The 21,325-nt window shown below is 71.5% G+C and carries 18 protein-coding genes; 6 read left to right on the top strand and 12 right to left on the bottom strand.

The genetic code is table 11. The features are described from left to right. Positions 1-11 precede the first annotated feature (11 nt). A complete protein-coding gene (locus ACZ4MH_RS23715) occupies positions 12-1,787 on the bottom strand; it encodes an amidohydrolase (protein ID WP_351589304.1) in 1,776 nt (591 codons plus the stop codon). 182 nt (positions 1,788-1,969) lie between these two features. Between ACZ4MH_RS23715 and ACZ4MH_RS23710 the strand changes: the two genes are divergently transcribed. The 3 genes from ACZ4MH_RS23710 (at position 1,970) to ACZ4MH_RS23700 (ending at position 4,704) form a co-directional block, all read left to right on the top strand. After that, positions 1,970-2,875 carry a LysR family transcriptional regulator gene (locus ACZ4MH_RS23710; RefSeq protein ID WP_351589301.1) on the top strand — a complete coding sequence of 302 codons (906 nt, stop codon included), beginning with the start codon at positions 1,970-1,972 and terminating at the stop codon, positions 2,873-2,875. Positions 2,876-2,989: 114 nt separating this feature from the next. Further along, positions 2,990-4,075, top strand: coding sequence for an S-(hydroxymethyl)mycothiol dehydrogenase (locus tag ACZ4MH_RS23705; RefSeq protein ID WP_351589298.1), 1,086 nt, complete (start codon positions 2,990-2,992; stop codon positions 4,073-4,075). Next, entirely contained in the window at positions 4,075-4,704 is a 630-nt protein-coding gene (locus ACZ4MH_RS23700; protein WP_351589295.1) for an MBL fold metallo-hydrolase, read from the top strand. The genes ACZ4MH_RS23705 and ACZ4MH_RS23700 overlap by 1 nt, the downstream gene beginning before the upstream one ends. Positions 4,705-4,801: 97 nt before the next feature. Here the strand turns inward: ACZ4MH_RS23700 and ACZ4MH_RS23695 are convergent, their stop codons facing one another. Then, positions 4,802-5,740: a TIGR03619 family F420-dependent LLM class oxidoreductase gene (locus ACZ4MH_RS23695; protein WP_351589292.1), complete on the bottom strand. Its 939-nt coding sequence runs from the start codon at positions 5,738-5,740 to the stop codon at positions 4,802-4,804. A 148-nt stretch (positions 5,741-5,888) separates the two neighbouring features. Here ACZ4MH_RS23695 and ACZ4MH_RS23690 point away from each other — a divergent pair, with 148 nt between their 5' ends. From ACZ4MH_RS23690 to ACZ4MH_RS23680, 3 genes are all read left to right on the top strand, one after another. Continuing rightward, a complete protein-coding gene (locus ACZ4MH_RS23690; RefSeq protein ID WP_351589289.1) occupies positions 5,889-6,614 on the top strand; it encodes a type 1 glutamine amidotransferase in 726 nt (241 codons plus the stop codon). Between the two features lie 344 nt (positions 6,615-6,958). Continuing rightward, complete coding sequence (ppdK, locus tag ACZ4MH_RS23685) at positions 6,959-9,760, top strand: pyruvate, phosphate dikinase (protein WP_351589286.1); 2,802 nt, start codon at positions 6,959-6,961, stop codon at positions 9,758-9,760. A gap of 454 nt (positions 9,761-10,214) precedes the next feature. Further along, positions 10,215-11,279, top strand: coding sequence for an ArsR/SmtB family transcription factor (locus tag ACZ4MH_RS23680; protein WP_351589283.1), 1,065 nt, complete (start codon positions 10,215-10,217; stop codon positions 11,277-11,279). Here the strand turns inward: ACZ4MH_RS23680 and ACZ4MH_RS23675 are convergent. The 10 genes from ACZ4MH_RS23675 to ACZ4MH_RS23630 all read right to left on the bottom strand — a co-directional run bounded on the left by ACZ4MH_RS23675 (position 11,219) and on the right by ACZ4MH_RS23630 (position 21,223). Beyond that, on the bottom strand, positions 11,219-12,157 hold the full coding sequence (locus ACZ4MH_RS23675; RefSeq protein WP_351589280.1) for a TauD/TfdA dioxygenase family protein: 939 nt from the start codon (positions 12,155-12,157) through the stop codon (positions 11,219-11,221). The two genes, ACZ4MH_RS23680 and ACZ4MH_RS23675, sit on opposite strands and share 61 nt — an antisense overlap. Positions 12,158-12,416: 259 nt before the next feature. Then, positions 12,417-13,253, bottom strand: coding sequence for a carbohydrate ABC transporter permease (locus tag ACZ4MH_RS23670; RefSeq protein WP_351589277.1), 837 nt, complete (start codon positions 13,251-13,253; stop codon positions 12,417-12,419). 3 nt (positions 13,254-13,256) lie between these two features. Further along, on the bottom strand, positions 13,257-14,171 hold the full coding sequence (locus ACZ4MH_RS23665) for a carbohydrate ABC transporter permease (protein ID WP_351589274.1): 915 nt from the start codon (positions 14,169-14,171) through the stop codon (positions 13,257-13,259). Beyond that, positions 14,168-15,436, bottom strand: a complete 1,269-nt coding sequence (locus ACZ4MH_RS23660) for an ABC transporter substrate-binding protein (RefSeq protein ID WP_351589476.1) — start codon at positions 15,434-15,436, stop codon at positions 14,168-14,170. Before ACZ4MH_RS23660 ends, ACZ4MH_RS23665 begins: the two co-directional genes overlap by 4 nt. Positions 15,437-15,577: 141 nt before the next feature. Continuing rightward, complete coding sequence (gene pcaDC / locus ACZ4MH_RS23655) at positions 15,578-16,753, bottom strand: bifunctional 3-oxoadipate enol-lactonase/4-carboxymuconolactone decarboxylase PcaDC (protein ID WP_467754667.1); 1,176 nt, start codon at positions 16,751-16,753, stop codon at positions 15,578-15,580. Positions 16,754-16,838: 85 nt separating this feature from the next. Beyond that, positions 16,839-18,236 carry a 3-carboxy-cis,cis-muconate cycloisomerase gene (gene pcaB / locus ACZ4MH_RS23650; protein WP_467754666.1) on the bottom strand — a complete coding sequence of 466 codons (1,398 nt, stop codon included), beginning with the start codon at positions 18,234-18,236 and terminating at the stop codon, positions 16,839-16,841. Then, positions 18,223-18,813 carry a protocatechuate 3,4-dioxygenase subunit alpha gene (gene pcaG / locus ACZ4MH_RS23645; protein WP_351600305.1) on the bottom strand — a complete coding sequence of 197 codons (591 nt, stop codon included), beginning with the start codon at positions 18,811-18,813 and terminating at the stop codon, positions 18,223-18,225. The genes pcaB and pcaG overlap by 14 nt, the downstream gene beginning before the upstream one ends. Then, entirely contained in the window at positions 18,813-19,580 is a 768-nt protein-coding gene (gene pcaH / locus ACZ4MH_RS23640; protein ID WP_351600307.1) for a protocatechuate 3,4-dioxygenase subunit beta, read from the bottom strand. The genes pcaG and pcaH overlap by 1 nt, the downstream gene beginning before the upstream one ends. Positions 19,581-19,589: 9 nt before the next feature. Further along, positions 19,590-20,381 (bottom strand): CoA-transferase subunit beta, encoded by a 792-nt coding sequence (locus ACZ4MH_RS23635; RefSeq protein WP_351600309.1) that lies wholly within the window; start codon positions 20,379-20,381, stop codon positions 19,590-19,592. Next, positions 20,381-21,223, bottom strand: coding sequence for a CoA transferase subunit A (locus ACZ4MH_RS23630; protein WP_351600311.1), 843 nt, complete (start codon positions 21,221-21,223; stop codon positions 20,381-20,383). Before ACZ4MH_RS23630 ends, ACZ4MH_RS23635 begins: the two co-directional genes overlap by 1 nt. Positions 21,224-21,325: the final 102 nt, after the last annotated feature.

The following is a 21,325-nucleotide window of genomic DNA, read 5'->3' as shown; positions in this document are numbered from 1 at the left end:
CTGCGCTTCGGTCAGTGGGTGGCGTGGACCACCTCGCCGTTGAAGACGGTCATGGTGACCGGGAGGGACGGGATGTCTTCCGGGGGTGTGTGGAGGAGGTCGCCGGACAGGACGCAGAGGTCGGCGGCTTTGCCGGGTTCCAGGGTGCCTTTCCAGGACTCGGCGAAGTCCTGGCGGGCGGCGTGGGTGGTGTACGCGCGCAGGGCCGTGCGGAGGTCGACGCACTGGTCGGGGCCGCTGGGGCGGCCGGTGGCCTTGGAGCGGCGGAGGAGCATGGAGGAGACGCCGGCGCGCCAATTGGGGTAGGTGATGGGGGCGTCGGAGCTGGCGGTGACGGGGATGCCGGCGTCGACGGCGCTGCGTACGGGCCACTGGTACGCCGAGCGTTCCGGGCCGACGACGTCGTCCATCAGGTCGGCGATGGCGTCCTTGACGCCGGGGTTCATGTTCGCGCCCCAGCCGTGCTTCGCCAAGGTGGCCAGCGCGCGGGGCGAGGCGAAGTCGCCGTGGATGATGTAGTGGCGGGCGTCCGGGCGCGGGTGGGCGAGTTGGGCGGCCACGAAGGCCTCCACGACCGCGTCGATGCCGGCGTCGCCGGTGATGTGGACGCCGAGTTGGTGGCCTCTGACGTGGGCCTGGCGGACGATGGCCGTGAGTTCCTCGACGCGCTGGGTGTCGGTGTGGCCGTGCAGGCAGAGGCTGCCGCGGCCGCCGCCGTTCGCGTACTCCTCGGACATCCAGGCCGTACGGCTGGGCGGTACCCCGTCGGCGAAGAGCTTGACGCCGAGGACGGAGAGGAGCCGCGGGTCGGCGCCATCGCAGAGCCCCTCGAGGGCAGCCAGGCGGTCGGGGAGGTCGGCCGCCGCGCCGCCCATTTCGAGGGGCAGGAGCAGGACGTTGACGCGTGCCCGGAGTTGGCCCTCGCGCGCCATCCGCGCGTACACCTTCAGCGTGGCGGTGTCGGCGGAGCCGAGGAAGAGGCTCTTGCCGCCGGGCCCGAGCCCCGGCTCGGTGAAGCTGGTGATGCCTTCGGCGTGGCAGACGTCGATCGCGGCCCGGATCGCGGCCTCGCGCGCGGCCTCGGTCATGGGCGGGATGACGGTGTTGACCAGTTCCTGGGCGCTCTCGCGGAGGATGCCGGTGAGGGCGCCGTCGGCGCGCCGCTCGACGACACCGCCCGGCGGTACGGCGGTGTCCTCGGTGATACCCGCCGCCTCCAGGGCGCGGGAGTTGAGCCAGGCGGTGTGCCCGGAGAACTCGTACAGCAGGACCGGGTGGTCGGGGGAGACCTCGTCCAGGTCCCAGCGGGTGGGCGTGCGGGCGCCGTCCCTGCGGCACTCGGCGAGGTAGCCGATGTCCCAGCCGTTGCCGAAGATCCAGGTCCCGGGCGGCTGCCGGTCCGCCTGGGCGCGTACGGCCGCGCGGATGTCCGCGATCGAGGACACGGCGGGGGTCGAGACGTCGACGGCGAGCGGCGGGCGGGTGGCGCCGAACGCGCAGCCGTGGAGGTGCGAGTCGTTGATGCCGGGCAGGACGGTGCCGCCGGCGAGGTCGACGACCTCGGTACGCGGGCCGATGAGCGGGCGCAGTTCGGCGGTGGTCCCGGTGGCGGCGATGCGACCGCCGCGCACGGCGACCGCCTCGGCCGTACGGAACGCGGCGTCGAGGGTGAGCACCTGGCCGTTGAGCAGGACGAGGTCGGCGGGGAGGTCGGTGGGGAGGTCGGTGGGGAGGGAGAGATCAGTTGGGCGGACGAGGTCGGTGGGGAAGTCGGCGGGTTCGGGCACTGCAGCCCCTTAAGGACGGACGGTGGGTACGGCGGCTGGTCGTTTGGGGTCAAACTTAAAGTGCGGAAGTGGGGGCGGCGCAAGAGGGCGGCGGGGGGATTTTGGTCCCGCGCGCAGTGCCGTACGCTGCGGCGAGCGCGACCCGTATCGCTCCCCGGTCCCAGCATCTACAGTGCTTAATCGTGGAACTCAGGCACCTGGAACACTTCGTCGCCGTCTCCGAGGAGCAGCACTTCACGCGCGCCGCTGAACGGCTGCACATCGCCCAGTCCGGCCTGTCCGCCTCCGTACGAGCGCTGGAACGCGAACTCGGCGCCGATCTCTTCGCCCGCACCACCCGCCGCGTCCAGCTCACCGCCGCAGGCCGGGCCTTCCTCGTGGAGGCGCGCCGCACGCTGGCCGGCGCCGCCGCGGCGCGGGAGGCGGTCGCGGCCGTACGCGGCCTGTTCACCGGCACCCTCGCCGTCGGCACCGAGCAGTGCATGGGCATCGTCGACCCGGTCTCGCTCCTGGCCGACCTGCGCGGCCGCCACCCCGGCATCGAGGTCCACATGGTCCAGTCCGGCTCGGCGCACCTGCTCGGGGAGGTCCGCCGCGGCGCCCTGGACCTGGCGTTCGTCGTGTACGACGGGCACGAGGAGGGCGTGCGCATCCGCCCCGTGGCGACCGAGCCGATGATGCTGCTGTGCCGCCCGGACCACCCGCTCGTCTTCAGCGGCGAGCCGCTCGCGGCGTACGGCGGCGAACCGCTGCCCCCGCAGGCGCTCGCCGGCGAGGTCTTCGTCGACCTGCACCGCGACTGGGGCGCCCGGCGGGCCGCCGACGCGCTGTTCGCCGCCGCGGGCACGCGCCGCACGGTGGCGATGGAGGTCAACGACGTGTACACGCTCCTCGACCTGGTCGCGCGGGGGATGGGCGTCGCGGTGGTGCCCCGCCCGGTCACGCACAAGGATCAGGCGCGCGGGCTCGCCGCGGTACCGCTCGCCGCCGACACCGTGTGGAACGTCGGCATCGCCGTGCCCCGCAGCGGCCGGCTCTCGCCCGCGGCCCAGGCACTGCTGGCGTCCATTGAGCACGACCAGCGATGAATGTGATCAGAACTGGATGTTGGACGCGGTACCCGCGCGAGCGCGAGGGTGGACCCGGGGGCGGGCAGGACAGGAGTCCCGTCCCACGAACTGACATGGCGAAAGGCTGCTCCCATGGCGCAGGAAGTACGCGGAGTCATCGCACCGGGGAAGAACGAGCCGGTACGGGTGGAGACGATCGTGATCCCGGACCCCGGTCCGGGTGAGGCGGTCGTGCAGATCCAGGCGTGCGGTGTGTGCCATACGGACCTGCATTACAAGCAGGGCGGGATCAATGATGAGTTCCCGTTCCTGCTGGGACACGAGGCCGCCGGTGTCGTGGAGTCGGTGGGTGAGGGCGTCACGGACGTCGTCCCGGGCGACTTCGTCATTCTGAATTGGCGTGCGGTGTGCGGGCAGTGTCGGGCGTGTCTGCGAGGGCGTCCGCAGTACTGCTTCGATACGCACAATGCGCGGCAGAAGATGACGCTGACGGATGGTACGGAGCTGTCGCCGGCGCTGGGCATTGGCGCGTTCGCGGAGAAGACGCTGGTGGCGGCGGGGCAGTGCACCAAGGTCGACCCCAGCGTCTCGCCCGCCGTGGCCGGGTTGCTGGGCTGTGGCGTGATGGCCGGGATCGGTGCGGCGATCAACACCGGCAATGTGGGCCGGGGTGACTCGGTTGCGGTGATCGGCTGTGGTGGCGTGGGTGATGCGGCGATTGCGGGTGCTCGGTTGGCGGGTGCTGCGAAGATCATTGCGGTGGATATCGACGACCGGAAGCTGGCGACCGCCAAGACGATCGGTGCCACGCACACGGTGAATTCCAAGACCGTGGACCCGGTGGAGGCGATCCGTGAGCTGACCGGCGGCTTCGGCGCGGATGTGGTCATCGAGGCGGTGGGGCGTCCGGAGACGTACAAGCAGGCGTTCTACGCCCGTGACCTGGCCGGGACTGTCGTGTTGGTGGGGGTGCCGACGCCGGAGATGACGTTGGAGTTGCCGTTGCTGGATGTGTTCGGGCGGGGTGGGGCGTTGAAGTCGTCCTGGTACGGGGACTGTCTGCCCTCCCGTGACTTCCCGATGCTGGTCGACTTGCATCAGCAGGGGCGGATTGACCTGGGTGCGTTTGTGACGGAGACGATCGGGATCGAGGATGTGGAGAAGGCGTTCGCGCGGATGCATGAGGGCGACGTTCTCCGTTCGGTGGTGGTGCTGTGATGGCGGCACGCATCGAGCAGCTCGTCACCTCCGGGACGTTCTCCCTTGATGGCGGGACGTGGGACGTCGACAACAACGTATGGATCATCGGTGATGACAACGAAGCAGTCGTCATCGATGCTGCGCACGACGCCGAGGCCATCCTGCAAGCCGTCGGGGACCGTCGGCTGCTGGCGATCATTTCCACGCACGCGCACAACGACCACATCGACGCCGCGCCGGAACTCGCGGACCGGGCCGCAGCGCCGGTCCTGCTGCACCCGGACGACTGGCCGCTGTGGAAGCTGACGCACCCCGAGCGGCTGCCGGACGGTGAGCTGGGGGACGGGCAGGTCTTCACGGTGGCCGGTACGGAGCTGACCGTGCTGCACACGCCGGGGCACGCGCCCGGCGCGGTGTGCCTGTACGCGCCTGCGCTGGAGGCCGTGTTCACCGGGGACACCCTGTTCGCGGGCGGGCCCGGCGCGACCGGGCGGTCGTTCTCGCACTTCCCGACCATCGTCGAGTCCATCAAGGAACGGCTGCTCGGCCTGCCGCCGCAGACGAAGGTGTTCACCGGCCACGGTGACGGCACCACCATCGGGGACGAGGCACCGCACCTGGAGGAGTGGATCGCTCGCGGCCACTGAGAGCCGTTTCCGGATCCGCACACCGCACCTGCGCCACACCACACACCGCACCTGCGCCACACCACGTGCCGCGCAGGTGCCCCCGTATCGCCTGACCTCAGGACGTCAGCCGCTCCACCCGCCGCATCACCTCGCGGCAGAAGCGGCCGACGTCCTGCGGGTCGTCGGTGAACTGCGACGGTTTGATGCAGAACGTACCGAAGCCCTGCGCCATCTGCTCCGGCACGCTCTCCAGCGCGCGGCCCAGGTCGGCCACCGCGTCCGGGCCGGGGAAGACCGCCCGCGTACCGCCGATCATCTCCAGCTCGTCCATCGAGCGGCCGGCCTCCGCCATCGCCGCCCGCAGCTTCTCCAGCTCCTCGGGGGCCGGCCGGCCCAGCGGGTTGAAGCCGTGGCCGTACCGGACCAGGCGGCGCAGCAGCGGGCCGTGCAGTGAGCCGCCGCCGAACCACAGTTCCGGGCCGCCGGGCCGGTACGGCTTGGGCTCCAGGTAGACGTCCTCGAAGCGGTAGTGATCGCCTTCGAAGGACGCGGGGGAGGGCTGCCACAACTGATCCCAGGCGGCCAGGTGCTCGTCGAGCAGCTTGCCGCGCCGGGCGAAGGGGACGTCCAGCGCCGCGTACTCGTCGCGGCTCCAGCTCACCGTCGGCAGGACGACCAGCCGGCCCTTGCTGAGCAGGTCCAGGGTGGCCAGCTCCTTGGCGAGGACGAGGGGGTGGCGGAGCGGGGCGAGGATCGCGCCGGCGACCAGCCGCAGGCGTTCGGTCACGGCCGCGATCGCGCTCAGCAGGACGAGGGAGTTGGGCCAGGGGGTGCGTGGGTCCTGGTTCCCGGGGAGCGCGTACTCGCGGGGGTTGGGCATCACGCCGAGCGCGCCCGAGTCGGGGCCGAGGACGAGGTGCTCGCTGAGCATGACGGAGTCGAAGCCGGCGTCCTCCGCCTCGCGGGCCCAGCGGACGAGCGCTTCGAGGTCACAGCGGCCGCCGGTCATGGTCCAGTTCTCGCTGAGCACGAGCAGCATGCGGGGGGATGTCATACGGCGGCCTCCGGAGCATTGTTGTTTGAGGTCAAACGATAAGTCGGAGGGCCGGGCGGCTCAAGGGGTGCGGCGCACTCGTGGGCGCCAGTAAATTTGATCCCAAACGATATGCCCGTACGCACCGAACGCATCGAACGAGGTCCCCATGACGCAGCGCGCCCTGGTCATCGCCCACGACCACCTCTCCGCCGCCGGCCACGTCGGCGACCGGCTGGCGCAGCGCGGATACGTGCTCGACGAGCTGCTCGTGGTCCCCGCCGAGCGGTACGCGACTCCGGACGTCGAGCCCCGATTCCCGGCGGCCGCCGAATATGACCTGATCCTGTCGCTCGGCGCGCCCTGGTCGGTGAACCGCATGAACGAGTGGATACGGGCGGAGCTCGACCTGCTGCGGGACGCGCAGCGGCTGGGCATACCCGTGCTCGGCATCTGCTTCGGCGGGCAGCTGCTGGCCGCCTCGCTCGGGGGCTCAATTGAGCGCGCCCCGCGCTTCGAGCTCGGCTGGACGGAGGTCGAGGCGGACGAGCCGGGACTGGTGGGGCCGGGGCCGTGGTTCCAGTTCCACGGCGACCGGTGGCTGCTCCCGGAGGTCACCCCGCAGGCCGGTCTGCCGCTCCGCGAGCTCGCGCGCAATGAGGTCGCGTCGCAGGCGTTCGCCTGCGGGCGGTCGCTGGGCGTGCAGTTCCATCCGGAGCTGACGCCCGAGGTGCTGCGGGCCTGGTTCGACGGGGACGACGAGGGCATCGCGGAGGCGCTCGGGGCCGACCCCGACGCGCTGGTCAAGGAGGTGCGGGCGGCGCTTCCCGAGGCGCGGGAGCGGGCGTACGCGCTCGTGGACGCCTTCCTGGAGCGGGTGGCGGCGGCGGGATGACAGCGGCGTTTCGTGTCCGCGGACGGGTCCGGATGGTGGGATCGGCGGGCCTCGGAGCGCGTGATTCTCGCCACCCTTGATAAGGGTCGCGCTCAGATGAGCGATTCATCAGGTTTCTATGTCTCCAAAGCTGGCACTGGGTGCCATCGTGATTGAGTTCAGATGATCAAGGCAACCGTCGCGCTCCGTACAGAATCAGCCATGATCATCGATACCTTCCGGAGTCATGCCTTCAGAAGGTGTATGCATACAGCCAGGACCGGCAACTTTCGATCTGTTGGCTGACGCCGGGTTACGGGCGTATGTCGACCGAGTGGACGTACCCATGCGCCTTCGATCTGGGTATGTTCCTGGCCGTCAGGGCAGCCCGTCCGCGAGGAGTCAGTCCCGTGTCGGAAACACAAGATCCCCACGTATCCCCGTCCGCCGACGCGGTGAAGTTCGTCTACGACTTCACCGAGGGCAACAAGGACCTGAAGGATCTGCTCGGCGGGAAAGGTGCGAACCTCGCCGAGATGACCAATCTGGGACTTCCCGTCCCGCCCGGTTTCACCATCACGACCGAGGCGTGCAAGGAGTACCTGGAGAGCGGCGAGGAACCGGCGGCACTGCGTGCCGAGGTCTCCGCGCATCTGGACGCCCTTGAGCGCCAGATGGGCAAGAAGCTCGGGCAGGCGGACAACCCGCTGCTCGTATCGGTGCGTTCCGGTGCGAAGTTCTCCATGCCCGGCATGATGGACACCGTGCTGAACATCGGGCTCTCGGACGAGTCGGTGAACGGCCTCGCGCAGCAGGCCGGTTCCGAGCGCTTCGCGTGGGACTCGTACCGCCGCCTCATCCAGATGTTCGGCAAGACCGTGCTCGGCGTGGACGGCGACCTCTTCGAAGAGGCGCTGGAGGACGCCAAGAAGGCCAAGGGCGTGAAGGTTGACGTCGAGCTGGACGCGGCCGACATGAAGAAACTGGTCGGGCAGTTCAAGGAGATCGTCTCCACCGAGACGAAGCGGGACTTCCCGCAGGACCCGCGCGAGCAGATGGACCTCGCGGTGCGCGCGGTCTTCGACTCGTGGAACACCGACCGGGCGAAGCTGTACCGGCGCCAGGAGCGCATCCCCGGCGACCTCGGCACGGCGGTCAACGTCTGCTCGATGGTCTTCGGCAACCTCGGCCCGGACTCCGGTACCGGCGTCGCCTTCACCCGCGACCCGGCCAGCGGCCACCAGGGCGTGTACGGCGACTACCTGCAGAACGCGCAGGGCGAGGACGTCGTGGCCGGCATCCGCAACACGGTCCCGCTCGCGGACCTGGAGTCGATCGACAAGACGTCGTACGACCAGCTGATGCAGATCATGGAGACGCTCGAGACGCACTACAAGGACCTGTGCGACATCGAGTTCACCATCGAGCGCGGCAAGCTGTGGATGCTGCAGACCCGCGTCGGCAAGCGCACCGCGGGCGCGGCCTTCCGCATCGCCACGCAGCTCGTCGACCAGGGCCTGATCGACGAGGCCGAGGCGCTGCAGCGGGTCAACGGCGCGCAGCTCGCGCAGCTGATGTTCCCCCGCTTCGACGAGAAGGCGCTGCGTCCAAAGGGTGGGAGGGCCGAGCTGCTGGGCCGCGGCATCGCCGCCTCGCCGGGCGCGGCCGTCGGCAAGGCCGTCTTCGACTCGTACACCGCCGTGAAGTGGTCGCGTTCGGGCGAGAAGGTCATCCTGATCCGCCGCGAGACCAACCCCGACGACCTCAACGGCATGATCTCCGCCGAGGGCATCCTCACCTCGCGCGGCGGCAAGACCTCGCACGCCGCCGTCGTCGCCCGCGGCATGGGCAAGACCTGTGTCTGCGGCGCCGAGGAGCTGGAGGTCGACACCAAGCGGCGCTGCCTGACCGCGCCCGGCGGCGTGGTCATCGAGGAGGGCGACGTCGTCTCCATCGACGGCTCGACCGGCAAGGTCTACCTCGGTGAGGTGCCGGTCGTCCCGTCCCCGGTCGTCGAGTACTTCGAGGGCCGCATGCACGCGGGCGCCGACGACGCCGACGAGCTGGTCAAGGCCGTGCACCGGGTCATGGCGTACGCGGACCGGGTGCGCCGGCTGCGGGTACGCGCCAACGCCGACAACGCCGAGGACGCGGCGCGCGCCCGCCGGTTCGGCGCGCAGGGCATCGGCCTGTGCCGCACCGAGCACATGTTCCTCGGTGAGCGGCGCGAGATGGTCGAGCGGCTGATCCTCGCCGACACCGGTGAGGAGCGCGAGGCCGCGCTCTCGGAGCTGCTGCCGCTCCAGAAGGGCGACTTCGTCGAGCTCTTCGAGTCGATGGACGGGCTGCCGGTGACGGTGCGGCTGCTGGACCCGCCGCTGCACGAGTTCCTGCCTGACATCACCGAGCTGTCGGTGCGCGTCGCGCTCGCCGAGTCCCGCAAGGACTCCAACGAGAACGATCTGCGCCTGCTCCAGGCCGTGCACCGGCTGCACGAGCAGAACCCGATGCTGGGCCTGCGCGGCGTCCGCCTCGGCCTGGTCATCCCCGGCCTGTTCGCCATGCAGGTACGGGCGATCGCGGAGGCCGCGGCCGCGCGCCGGGCCGCCAAGGGCGACCCGCGTGCGGAGATCATGATCCCGCTGGTCGGCACCGTCCAGGAGCTGGAGATCGTCCGCGAGGAGGCCGAGCAGGTCATCGCCGAGGTCGAGCGCGCCCACGGTGTGGATCTGGGGCTCACCCTCGGCACGATGATCGAGCTGCCCCGTGCCGCCCTCACGGCCGGGCAGATCGCCGAGTCCGCCGACTTCTTCTCCTTCGGTACGAACGACCTCACGCAGACCGTGTGGGGCTTCTCCCGGGACGACGTGGAGGCCAGCTTCTTCACCGCGTACCTGGAGAAGGGCATCTTCGGCGTCAGCCCGTTCGAGACGATCGACAAGGACGGCGTGGGCTCGCTCGTACGGAACGCCGCGGAGGCCGGGCGGGCCACCCGCCCCGACCTCAAGCTCGGCGTGTGCGGCGAGCACGGCGGCGACCCGGAGTCGGTGCACTTCTTCCACGAGGTGGGCCTGGACTACGTGTCCTGCTCGCCGTTCCGCATCCCCGTGGCGCGCCTGGAGGCGGGCCGCGCGGCGGCGGAGTCCAAGGGCAGCGACAGCCGCTGACCCCGCGAACCCGCCTGTCTGTCGGCGTCGGGCGCCGGCAGACAGGCGTCCCAACGGCCGCTCCGGCGGCCTGCAGTACGACCGGAGCCATCAGCTGGTGTACCCGACCCTCACCCTGGTAGGTGGCTCCGGTTCCGCGAAACGAGGGCGGCACCTGTGCGGAGGTGCCGCCCTCGCCTTTTCCGGACTCCCCCCTCGGGAGCTGCCGCCGCCAGCTCGGCCCGGGCGGCGGCCTTCGGTGGGTAGCGGGACGGCCGGTGATGACTCGTCACCCCCCACGGGTCCGAGCAATCCGTGCCATCCGTATCGCCACCGAATTGAGCAACAGCATTCCGGGAGTTCGCTCCCGACGCGACCCTTTTCAAGACTGGCCAAAAGGGCGTGGTGACCCCACGTGGCCGAGTGCATACTCGGGGCTCGGGGGCCGACAACGAATGGCGATGGTGGGGTTTCGGTGCTGCGCGTCCATTTCAGTGGACCGGATCTGGCCCGCGTGCGGATCGCCGCACGCCCTGATGTGCTCTGGGAGACCGTTTTAAGTTTCCACCGACTTCGCGACCGGCAGGGTGGTACGACGCTGAACGAATGGCGTACGGAAACCCGCTCCCGGTTGAATGGTGAAACACGTTATCTCGCCCCGCTCATCCCTACCAAGGGATATTTTCCCGATTTCCTGACGCCCCCCGAGGGACTGCTGGGAATCGATGACGCACTCGCCGCGCTGAAGGCGACTCCGGCCCCGCGATTGCACCGGGACCTCACCCGGCTGACCGAGGGCCGCCCGCCCCAGCCGTGGCTGCGCGACCTCGCCCAGGGCGACACCCGGCCGCTGCACCGGCTGGCCGGCGTCCTGCGGCACTACCACGACGCGGCCATCGCACCGTACTGGCCGCACCTCCAGGCCCGTATCGAGGCGGACCGGGCGACCCGCGGCCGGGCCCTGCTGGACGGCGGCGCCGACCGGCTGCTCGGCTCGCTGCCGCCCATGATGCGCTGGCGGCCGCCCGTCCTGGAGGCCGACTACCCGGTCGACCGCGACCTGCGCCTGGACGGGCGCGGGCTGCTGCTGGTCCCGTCGTTCTTCTGCCGCCGCACCCCGGTCACCCTGTACGACCCGGAGCTCACGCCCGTCCTGGTCTACCCCGTCGAGCACCAGGCACCGCGGCCCACGGCCCCCGCGGCGCCCGGCCGTTCGCTCGGCAAGCTCGTCGGCCGCACCCGCTCCGCGATCCTGCGGGGCATCGGCGGCGGCTGCACCACCAGCGAACTGGCCCGGCGCGCCGAGGTGTCGCTCGCCTCCGCGAGCCAGCACGCGACCGTGCTGCGGGAGGCCGGGCTGCTGGTCACGCTGCGCCAGGGCAACGCGGTCCTGCACACCCTCACTCCGCTGGGCGCGGCCCTCATACGGGGCGGCGGCGCCGCGGAGGACGCGGGCGCCGCCGGGTACGACCTGACGGGCTACTCCGGGCGGTCGCCCGCGATCGCGACCCGCTCGGCGACCCGCCCGTGCGGGGCGTAGTCGGCCACCGCGTAGTGCTGCGTCGCCCGGTTGTCCCAGAACGCCACGTCGCCCGCCTGCCAGCGGAACCGCACCTGGTACTCCGGCACATGGGCCTGCTGGAACAGCAGCCGCAGCATCCGGTCGCTCTCCGCGCGGTCCCAGCCCACGATGCGGGTGGTGAAGGAGGTGTTGACGAACAGCATCTTGCGGCCGGTCTCCGGGTGGCGGCGCACCACCGGGTGCTCGACCGGCGGGAACTGCTCCTGGAGCGGGACGAGTCGCTCGGCCGGGTAGAAGCGAGAGAAGCCGGGGATGAAGTCGTGCACGGCGCGGGCGCCGTCGATACGGTCCTTCACCTCCTGCGGCAGGTTGTCGTACGCGGCCGCCATGTCGGCCCACATCGTGTCCCCGCCGAACGGCGGCACCTCGCGCAGCTGGAGCACCGCGCCCAGCGCCGGCCGCTCCCGGAAGGTCACGTCCGTGTGCCAGACGTTCTCGAAGGTGGGCGCCGTGGGGTCCTTCTTGTCGAACCGCACCACCTCCTCGCTGTCCCCGCGCGCCAGCAGCGGATTGGTCTCCAGCGCGCCCCAGTTGCGGGCGAAGTCGGCCTGCGCGGCGGAGGTCAGGTGCGCGCCGCGGAAGAAGAGCACCTTCCACTCCAGCAGCGCCCGGTTCAGCTCGGCGCGCAGCGCGTCGTCCAGCGGCCGGGACAGGTCGACGCCGCGGATCTCGGCGCCGATGGTGCGGCCCTGCGGCACGACCTCGAAGCGCTCGTACGGCTGGGTCTCCCAGCCCTCGGGGAGCCGGTTCAGGACGCGTACGCCTTCGTAGAGGCCGTCGGCGGGGATGCGGTGGTCGCGCAGGGCAGGGGCGGTGGGTACGGCGATGGCCGTCATCTGATCCTCCTGGAGAGACCAAAGGCTGCGGAACGTGCGGAAGCCCGCAAAAAGGGGAAAACGGAAAAGGGGGGGGAGGGAGAAGGCGCCGGGAGCGGGCAGGCTCAGCGGCGCGAGGAACAGGCGGCCGGGGGCGAACCCACTCGGCCACGGCGGCTCAGGAAGCTGAGACCGCGGGGCGCGCACTCACCGCGGGGGCCGCAGAACTGCGGCTCCTGCTCACGGGAGGTCGGTCGCGCCATCATGTTGGCACCGTACATCAATCGTCGATGCCTGTCCGCTCCACCCCGGCGACGATGTACCGCTGCAGCAGGAAGAAGACCAGGATCAGCGGCGCGATGGAGACCGCGGCCGCGATGAACAGCTCGTGCAGATTGACGTTCTGCGCGGTGGTGAACGTCGACAGCGCCACCTGCACCGTCCACGCCTCGCGGTCCTGGCCGATCACCAGCGGCCACAGGAAGGCGTTCCACGCGCCGATGAAGACGATCGTGCCGACCGCCGCGAACACCGGCCGGGAGTTCGGCACCACCACCCGCCAGTACGTCCGCCAGTACCCCAGCCCGTCCACCCGCGCCGCGTCCTCCAGCTCCCGCGGGAAGCCGAGGAAGTACTGCCGGAAGATGAAGCACGCGAAAGCGGAGAAAAGGGTGGGGATGATCAGCCCGCGCAGGGTCGAGATCCAGCCGAGGGAGGAGACCAGTACGAAGCTGGGTACGAAGGTGACCGCGGCCGGGACCATGAGCGTGCCGAGGATCACGTAGAAGACCGCGTTCGCGTGCCGGTACGGGATGCGGGCCAGGCCGTAACCGGCCAGCGAGGCCAGCAGCAGCGTGCCCAGCGTCGTGGCCACCGCGATCACCGTGGAGTTCAGCAGCGCCCGCGCCATCGGCAGATTCGGGTCCGCGAACAGCTCGGCCAGGTTGCCCCACCGCAGCGAGCGCGGGAAGAACGTCCAGTCCGGCGCGGTGATGTCCGCCTCGGTCGCCAGCCCGTTGCGCAGCAGCAGGTAGAACGGGATCAGGAAGAGCAGCGCGAGGACGATCAGCAGGACCAGCCGCAGGGCCCGGCCCGCCCGGATGAGTGCCTGGTCCACCGGTCAGTCCTCCTTGCGGCCCAGCCCGAACCAGCGGGCCTGGACGATGGTCGCCACCGCGATGATCAGCGCGAGGATCACCGCGCCCGCGCTGCCGAGCCCGAGATTCTGCTCCCGGCCGAGCGCGATGTAGTACAGGTAGACCAGCGGCGGCCGGGCGTAGGGCGGATAGCCGCGGGCGTCGGAGAGCAGGTTGTAGAACTCGTCGAACGCCTGGAAGGCGTTGATGACGAGCAGCAGCACCACCGCCACGGAGGTGGCCCGCAGCTGCGGGAAGGTGATGTGCCGGAAGGTCTGCCAGCCGGGCTTCGCGCCGTCCACCGCGGCCGCCTCGTACAGCCGCGGCGAGATCCGCTGCAGCCCGGCCAGGAAGAGGATCATGTAGAAGCCGGCCTGCAGCCACAGCCGTACGGTCACGATCACCAGCCAGTACCAGGGCGGATGCGTCGTCGACAGCCACGCCGTCTGGTCCGCGCCGAACCACCCCAGCACCGTGTTGGCCAGCCCGAACCGCACGCCGTTGAACACCGACAGCTTCCACACCAGCGAGGCGACCACGTAACTGCACGCGGTGGGCAGGAAGAAGACCGACCGGAAGAACGCCTGCGCCACCCGCACCCTGTTGACCATCAGCGCCAGCCCGAGCGAGAGCGCATACGTCGCCGGCACGATGAACACCGAGAACAGCAGGAACGTGCCCAGGCTGCGGAGGAACGCGTCGTCGCCCAGCATCGACACATAGTTGTCCAGCCCGACGAACTTCGTCGGCGTCACGGTGTTGTGCGCGTCGAAGAAGCTGAGCCAGACACTCCACAGCAGCGGTACGTACGTGAACAGGGCCAGCCCGACCGCGAACGGACCGACGAACACCCAGAACCACAGATTGCGGTTCTGGGGCCCCAGCAGCCTGCGGATCACTTCTTCTTGACCCGCTGGAGTTCCGCCTGGGTCTTCCGCACGACCGACTTCAGCTCCGACTCCGGGTTCGCGCCGTCCTTGATGATGCGGCTCACCGCGTCCTGGTAGGCGGTCTTGGCGGCGGTGGTCCACAGCAGCGGCTCGGCGTACCCGAGGTCGGTGGCGTACGTGACGGCGTCGGCGGCCGCGCCCGAGCGCAGCTCCTTCGCCTTCTTCGCCAGGGAGATCCGGGCCGGGATGTGGAAGCCGTAGGAGAGCGCGAAGTCGCGCTGGTAGTCCGTGCGGTCGATCCACAGCCACTTCGCGAAGGCCACCGCCTCCTTCTTGTGCTTGCTGCGCGCGCTGACCGCCGAGCCGTACGCGCCGACCGGCACGGCGTCCTTGCCGCCGGAGCCGTCCTTCGGGAACGGCAGCACCCCGAAGTCGCTCCCCAGCGCCTTCTTCACCTGCGGCAGTGCCCACAGCCCCGACCACTGCATCGCGGTCAGCCCCTGCGTGAACGCGGCCGGGTCGGACCAGTCGGCGGGCGCGCCGAGCAGCAGGGACTTGTCCGCGTACAGCTCGTGGAGCTTCCCGAGCGTGCGGGCGGCTGCCGGGTCGTCGAAGCCGACCTTGCCGTCGTCGGTGACGATGGAGAGCCCGGCGGCGTGCAGCGGGGTGCCGCCGAGCGCGCCCGCGCCCCCGTCGTTCCCCAGGAACAGCCCCTTGACCTTGTCCTTCCTGCCCTTGGCAGTCAACTCCCGTGCCGCGTCGACCAGTTCGTCGAGGGTGCGGGGCGGTTTCACCCCGGCCTGCACCAGCATGCTCTTGCGGTAGAAGAGCAGCTGCATGTCGATGACCTGGGGGATCGACCAGATCTTGTCCTGCCAGATCTTCGGCGCGAGGACCGCCTGGTTGAAGTCGTCCTTGACGGGCTCGACCGCGGACGTCAGATCGGCGACCTGGCCGCCGCGGATCTGGTCCAGCGTCGGCCCGTTGACCTCGAAGACGTCAGGGCCCGAGTCGGTCAGCAGGGCGGCGGCGGTCTGCCGGTCGTAGTCGCCGGGGCGCCACTGGACGGTGACCTTCGCCCTGTCGTACGCGGCGGCGTACCGCTGCACGGCCTGCTCGGTGCCGGCCTCGCCGTACTGGTGGTACCACTGGCTCAGCGCCGGTCCCGAACTCCCGCCGCCCCGGCCGGTATTGGAGCCGCATGCCGCCAGTGCGCCGGTGAGCGCGATGCCGCCGCCGGCCGCCAACAGCCGCCGTCTGCCGATGTCCGTCATGCCTGCTGCCCCCAGCGCTCGTCGATGATCGACCGGTGCGGCGACCACTCTGCCGCACCGGTGTGATGCACGCATGGCAACAACGTGAAACGCGCAACAGATCATTCCGGACCGGGGACATCACCCCTCCCGCCGCGCGGGTCACTCCAGTTCGGCGAGCGCCTCCTGGGCGATGCCGAAGGCGGCGTTGGCGGCCGGGACGCCGCAGTAGACGGCGCTCTGGAGGAGGACCTCGCCGATCTCGTCGGGGGTGAGGCCGTTGCGTACCGCGGCCTTTACGTGCATGGCCAGTTCGGCGTGGTGGCCGTGGGCGACCAGCGCGGTCAGTGTGATGCAGCTGCGGGTGCGGCGGTCCAGAGTGTCGCCGGTCCAGATCTCGCCCCAGGCGTAGCGGGTGATGAAGTCCTGGAAGCGGGAGGTGAAGGCGGTCTTCCTGGCCTCGGCGCGGTCCACGTGGGCGTCGCTCAGGACGGCGCGGCGGACGGCCATGCCGGCGGCGCGGCGGCCCGCGTCGTCGGACGGCGCCGCGGCCGCTTCGGCGCCCGCCTCCGGGCCGGTCGTGAAGTGCGCGGCCAGCGCGGCGCAGACCGGGCCCGGGCGGTCCACGCCCGCGAGGTGGTGGGCGTCCGCGACCTCGGTGAGGCTCGCGCCGGGGATGCCGTCGGCGATCTCGCGGGCGTGCGCGGGCGGCGTCGCCGGGTCCTCGCGGCCGGCGACGACCAGCGTGGGCACGGTGATGTCGGCGAGCCGGTCCCGGATGTCGTACGAGGCCAGCGCCTCGCAGCAGGCGGCGTAGCCGGCCGGGTCGGTGTCCAGCAGGTCCTTGATCAGCGCCTGGCCGCGCGGCCTGCCGCCGAGCTCGGGCGCGAACCAGGTGCCGGGCCGGCTGGCCGCCATCGCCTCCGTACCGTCCTTGCGGACCAGCGCGGCCCGCTCCCGCCAGGTGTCCGAGCCGCCGAAGTGCGCCGAGGAGCACACCACGGCCAGCCGGGTCAGCCGCTCGGGGTGGTCGGCGGCCAGCGTCAGGCCCACCGCGCCGCCGATGGAGATCCCGGCGTACGCGAAGGTGTCCCAGCCCTGCGCGTCGGCCAGCGCGAGGACGAGCCCGGCGAGGTCCGTCATGGTCGCCTCGGCGGGCACCAGCCCGGCCGCCGAGCCGCCGTGCCCCGGCAGGTCCCAGCGCAGCACGCGGTGGGTCCGGGTCAGGGCGGTCAGCTGCGGCTCCCAGACGTCGAGCGAGGTGCCGATGGACGGGCCGAGGATCAGCGGCGGGGCGTCCTGCGGTCCGTCGAGTCGGTGGTGGGGGAGCTCGGCCATGGGGGACCTCCTCGGGGGAGTTACGGGTACGGGTGGGGGACGGGTGCCCGGCGGGGCGGCAGTCAGCGCCGGCTGCGCACGGCTGTTACGTGGCCGGTCCCGGCCGGCCCAGCGCACGGTCGGTGAGGACGGCGGCGGAGCCGGTGTACGCGGCCGGGTCGGCCAGCGCGGCCAGCTCCTCCGGGGGCAGCGCGCCGGCCACCTCGGGGTCGGCGCGCAGCACGTCGGCCAGCGTGCGGTCCTCCTCGACGGCGGTGCGCGAGGCGCGGGTCAGCGCGGCCTTGGCGGCCTGCCGTCCGAGTACGGGCGCGAGCGCGGCGGACAGCCGCTCGGCGGCCATCAGCCCCTTGGTCCGCATGAGGTTCGCGCGCATCCGGTCGGGGAAGACGCGCAGCCCCTCGGCCAGCGCTGCGGCGTGTTCGGCGGCGCCGCCGGCCAGCCGCAGCAGCTCGCGCAGCGGCTGCCACTCGGCGTGCCAGGCGCCGGCCGGGCGTTCGTCCTCGGCGGCCAGTGAGCCCAGTACGGTCGCGGCCAGGCCCGGCGTCTGCCGGGCGGCGGCGGCGAGCAGCGTGGCGCGTACGGGGTTGGCCTTGTGCGGCATCGCGGACGAGCCGCCGCCGCTGCCCTCGGCGACCTCGCCGCACTCGGTACGGGAGAGCACCAGCACGTCCGCGGCGATCTTGCCGAGCGCGCCGGTGGCGAAGGCGAGCGCGGACGCCAGGTCGGCGACGGGCGTGCGCAGCGTGTGCCAGGGGAGCAGCGGCTCGGCGAGCCCGGCCTCCGCCGCGTACGTGGCGATCAGCCGCGGCCCGTGCTCGGGCGCGAACGTCTCCGACAGCGCGCCGAACGCGGCCAGCGTGCCCGCGGCCCCGCCCAGCTGGGCCGGCAGCCGGACCGCTGCCAGCCGTTCGTACGCGTCCAGGACCAGCGCCCGCCAGCCCGCCGCCTTCAGCCCGAAGGTGGTCGGGACGGCGTGCTGGGTGAGGGTGCGGCCCGGCATGACCGTCTCGCGGTGTGCGTCGGCCAGCTCGTAGAGCGCCCGCGCCGTACGGTCCAGGTCACCCAGTACGGACGACACCGTCCGCCGCGCGACCAGCATCGCGGCCGTGTCCCAGATGTCCTGGCTGGTGGCGCCCCGGTGGACGTACGCGGCGGCGTCCGGCGCCGCCTCCTTGACGGCCGCGGTGAGGTCCGCGACCAGCGGGATGACCGGGTTGCCGCCGGAGCGGGCGCGCAGCGCCAGGTCACGGACGTCGAACCGGCTCGCGTGGGCCGCGGCCGTCACGGCCTCGGCCGCGGCCGCCGGGGCCTCGCCGAGCGCGGCCTGCGCCCGGGTGAGCGCGGCCTCGGCGTCCAGCATGGCCTGGAGGAACGCGGTGTCGCCGGTCGCGGCCTCGGCCGCCGAGCCGGCCCGGACGGGGGACAGCAGTCCCACGTCGGCGGGCCCGGCGACGGATCCCTCGATGGGGTCAGTCGAAGGCAAGGAAGACCGTCTCCTTGTCGCCCTGGAGGTGGATGTCGAAGCGGTGCGTGCGGTGCCTGTCCGCCTCGGCCCTGGCGAGAAGAGTCTCCCGCCGCGCGGGCTCCAGACCCGACAGCAGCGTGTCGCCGGCGGGTTCGCTGAGGTAGGCGCGGGTGAAGAGGTGGTGCAGCAGGCCGCGCGCGAAGACGCAGACGGAGAGGTACGGCGCGCCGCCCGGCGGCAGCGTGCGGATCGCGTAGTGCCCGTCGGCGTCGGTGGGCACCCGGCCGAAGCCGGTGAAGTCCACGCCGTTGCGGCCGTAGTAGCCGCCGTCCACCGGGTTGCGGCGGAGCGAGCCGGGCGCTCCGGCGAGCGAGCCGTCCGGGGCCGCCTGCCAGAACTCCACCAGCGCGTCCGGGACCGGCTCGCCGGCGCCGTCGTACACGTATCCGTGCACGGTGATCGTGTCCGGGTGCCCGGCGGGGGCGATGTCGCCGCCGCCGGGGAAGGGCAGCGCGTACCCGTAGAAGGGGCCCACCGTGTGCGACGGGGTGGGGGGAAGCGTCACGTCGGTCGTCATCAGGCTCTCCTCGGACATCAGCGGCCCTCCTCGATCCAGGTGGCGGACGGACCGTCCAGGACGATGTCCCAGCGGTAGCCCAGCGAGAACTCCGGCTGCGACAGGTCGTGGTCGTAACGGGCGATCAGCCGCTGCCGGGCCGATTCGTCGGTCACCGAGCGCAGGATCGGGTCGTACGGGAACAGCGGGTCGTTCGGGAAGTACATCTGCGTCACCAGCCGCTGGGTGAACGCGTCGCCGAAGAGCGAGAAGTGGATGTGCGCCGGACGCCAGGCGTTCGTGTGGTTGCGCCAGGGGTAGGCCCCCGGCTTGATCGTGGTGAAGGAGTAGCTGCCGTCGTCGCCGGTCAGCACCCGTCCCACGCCGGTGAAGTTGGGGTCCAGCGGCGCGGGGTGGTCATCGCGCTGGTGGGCGTACCGGCCCGAGGCGTTGGCCTGCCACACCTCGACGAGCTGGCCGCGCACGGGGCGGCCGCGGCCGTCCAGCAGCCGCCCGGAGACGGTGATCCGCTCGCCGAGCGGCTCGCCGTTGTGCTGCTTGGTGAGGTCGTTGTCCAGGGCGGTGACGTCGGTGGTCCCGAAGGCGGGCCCGGACAGTTCGACGGTCTCCGGGTCGCCGTGCACCGCGACCAGCGGCTGCTTGGGGTGGCGCAGCGCGCTGGAGCGGTACGGGGCGTAGTCGCGCGGCGGGTGGTGCGCGGCGGGCGCGCCGCCGGCCCGCGCCTTGTCGTACGCGTCCTGGAGTTCGGTCACTTCACGGTCGATGTCGTGCTGGGTGAGTGCCATGGTGGGTTCCTACCTCTTCGCCGGCTCGTGCGTTGCTGCCTTGAGCGCCCGCAGCGCGGCCAGCTCCTGGGCGGTGGGCGGTGCCGTCGTGCCCACCTCGTCCGCGACCCGCAGGTCCCAGCCGGTGGCCGCGCGCACCTGGTCGACGGTGACGCCGGGGTGCAGCTCGGTGAGGACCAGCTCGGCGGTCTCCGGGTCCGGGCGCAGCACGCCGAGGTCGGTGATGACGGCGGTGGGTCCGGCGCCCGGCATGCCGAGCGCGGCGCGGTCCTTGGGCCCGGCGCCGTGCCCGAGGGTGGTGACGAAGTCCAGTGCCCGCACGAAGTTACGGGTGGAGTGGCGCAGCACCATCAGCACCTTGCCGCAGTTGGAGGCGATCTCCGGGGCGCCGCCCGCGCCGGGCAGCCGGCCCTCGGGCCTGTCCGGGCCGCGGTTGACCACGGTGGTGTTGATGTTGGCGTACCGGTCGACCTGGGCCGCGCCGAGGAAGCCGACGTCGATCCGGCCGCCCTGCAGCCAGTAGTTGAACATCTCCGGTACCGGCACCACCGCGTCGGCGGTCTCGGCCAGTTCGCCGTCCCCGATGGACAGCGGCAGCGCGGTCGGCTTCGAACCGATCGTGCCGGACTCGTAGATGAGGACCAGGTCCGGATTGACGGTGGCGCGGGCCAGGTTGGCGGCGGTGCTGGGCAGGCCGATGCCGACGAAGCAGGTCTTCGCGCCGGCCAGCGCGCGGGCCGCGTTGACCTCCATCAGCTCGTCGCGGGTGAACTCGGCCCCGGTGTCGGGCGCTTGGGACATCAGGCGTTCGCTCCTTCGGCCTCGGCCACGGGCGTCTGCGCGCCGCGCACATGCGTCTCGATCCACTGGGTGAAGGCGTCGCGGTCCCGCGCGATCGGGTCCCACGCCTGGTAGAAGGCGTTGTCGCGGACGGTGTAGCCGGTGGCGTACGAGGGGTGGGCGCCGCCGGGGACGAGTACGACCGCGTCCAGTACCCAGGTCGGCAGGACGACGCCGCCGGGGCGCGGCTCCAGGGTGTCCACGATCTCCTCGACGGTGACCAGCACCCGGCTCGCGGCGAGCGCGGCCTCCTTCTGCACGCCGGTCAGGCCCCACATCTGCACGTTGCCCGCGCGGTCGGCCTGCTGGGCGTGGATGACGGTGACGTCGGGGTTGAGCGCCGCGACGGCCGCCAGCTTCTCGCCGGTGAACGGGCAGGTGACGGTGGACACCGTGTCCGTACGGCCGGGGATGTCGCTGCCGCGGTAGCCGCGCAGCACCGCGAACGGGAGCTTGGAGGCGCCCGCGACGTAGCGGTTGGCCATGCCGGCGTGGCTGTGCTCGTCCAGCTCCAGGGGGCGCGGCCAGCCGTTCTCGACGGCGTCGCGGAAGCGGTGCAGCGAGCCGACGCCCGGGTTGCCGCCCCAGGAGAAGACCAGCTTCCTGACCAGCCCCGCGCCGATCAGCTGGTCGTAGATGACGTCCGGCGTCATCCGGGCGAGGGTCAGGTCGGTGATGCCCTGGCGGATGATCTCGTGCGCGGCCGCGAACGGGATCAGGTGGGTGAAGCCCTCCATGGCGACGGTGTCCCCGTCGTGGATGAGGTCCGCCACGGCGTCGTGGAGGCTGCGAATCTCGGCCATCGTCACTCCGCTTGTGGAAAATACTCAGTGCACTGACTAATCCTTCAGTGAGCCGTAGACTTCCAGCAAGGTTCTGATTCGTCAATGGTTCGCTGATGGTTC

Source organism: Streptomyces sp. NPDC026301 (genome assembly GCF_055567935.1).
Note: the sequence above shows the minus strand (reverse complement) of the source record. Positions and strands in the feature narration are given on the sequence as shown.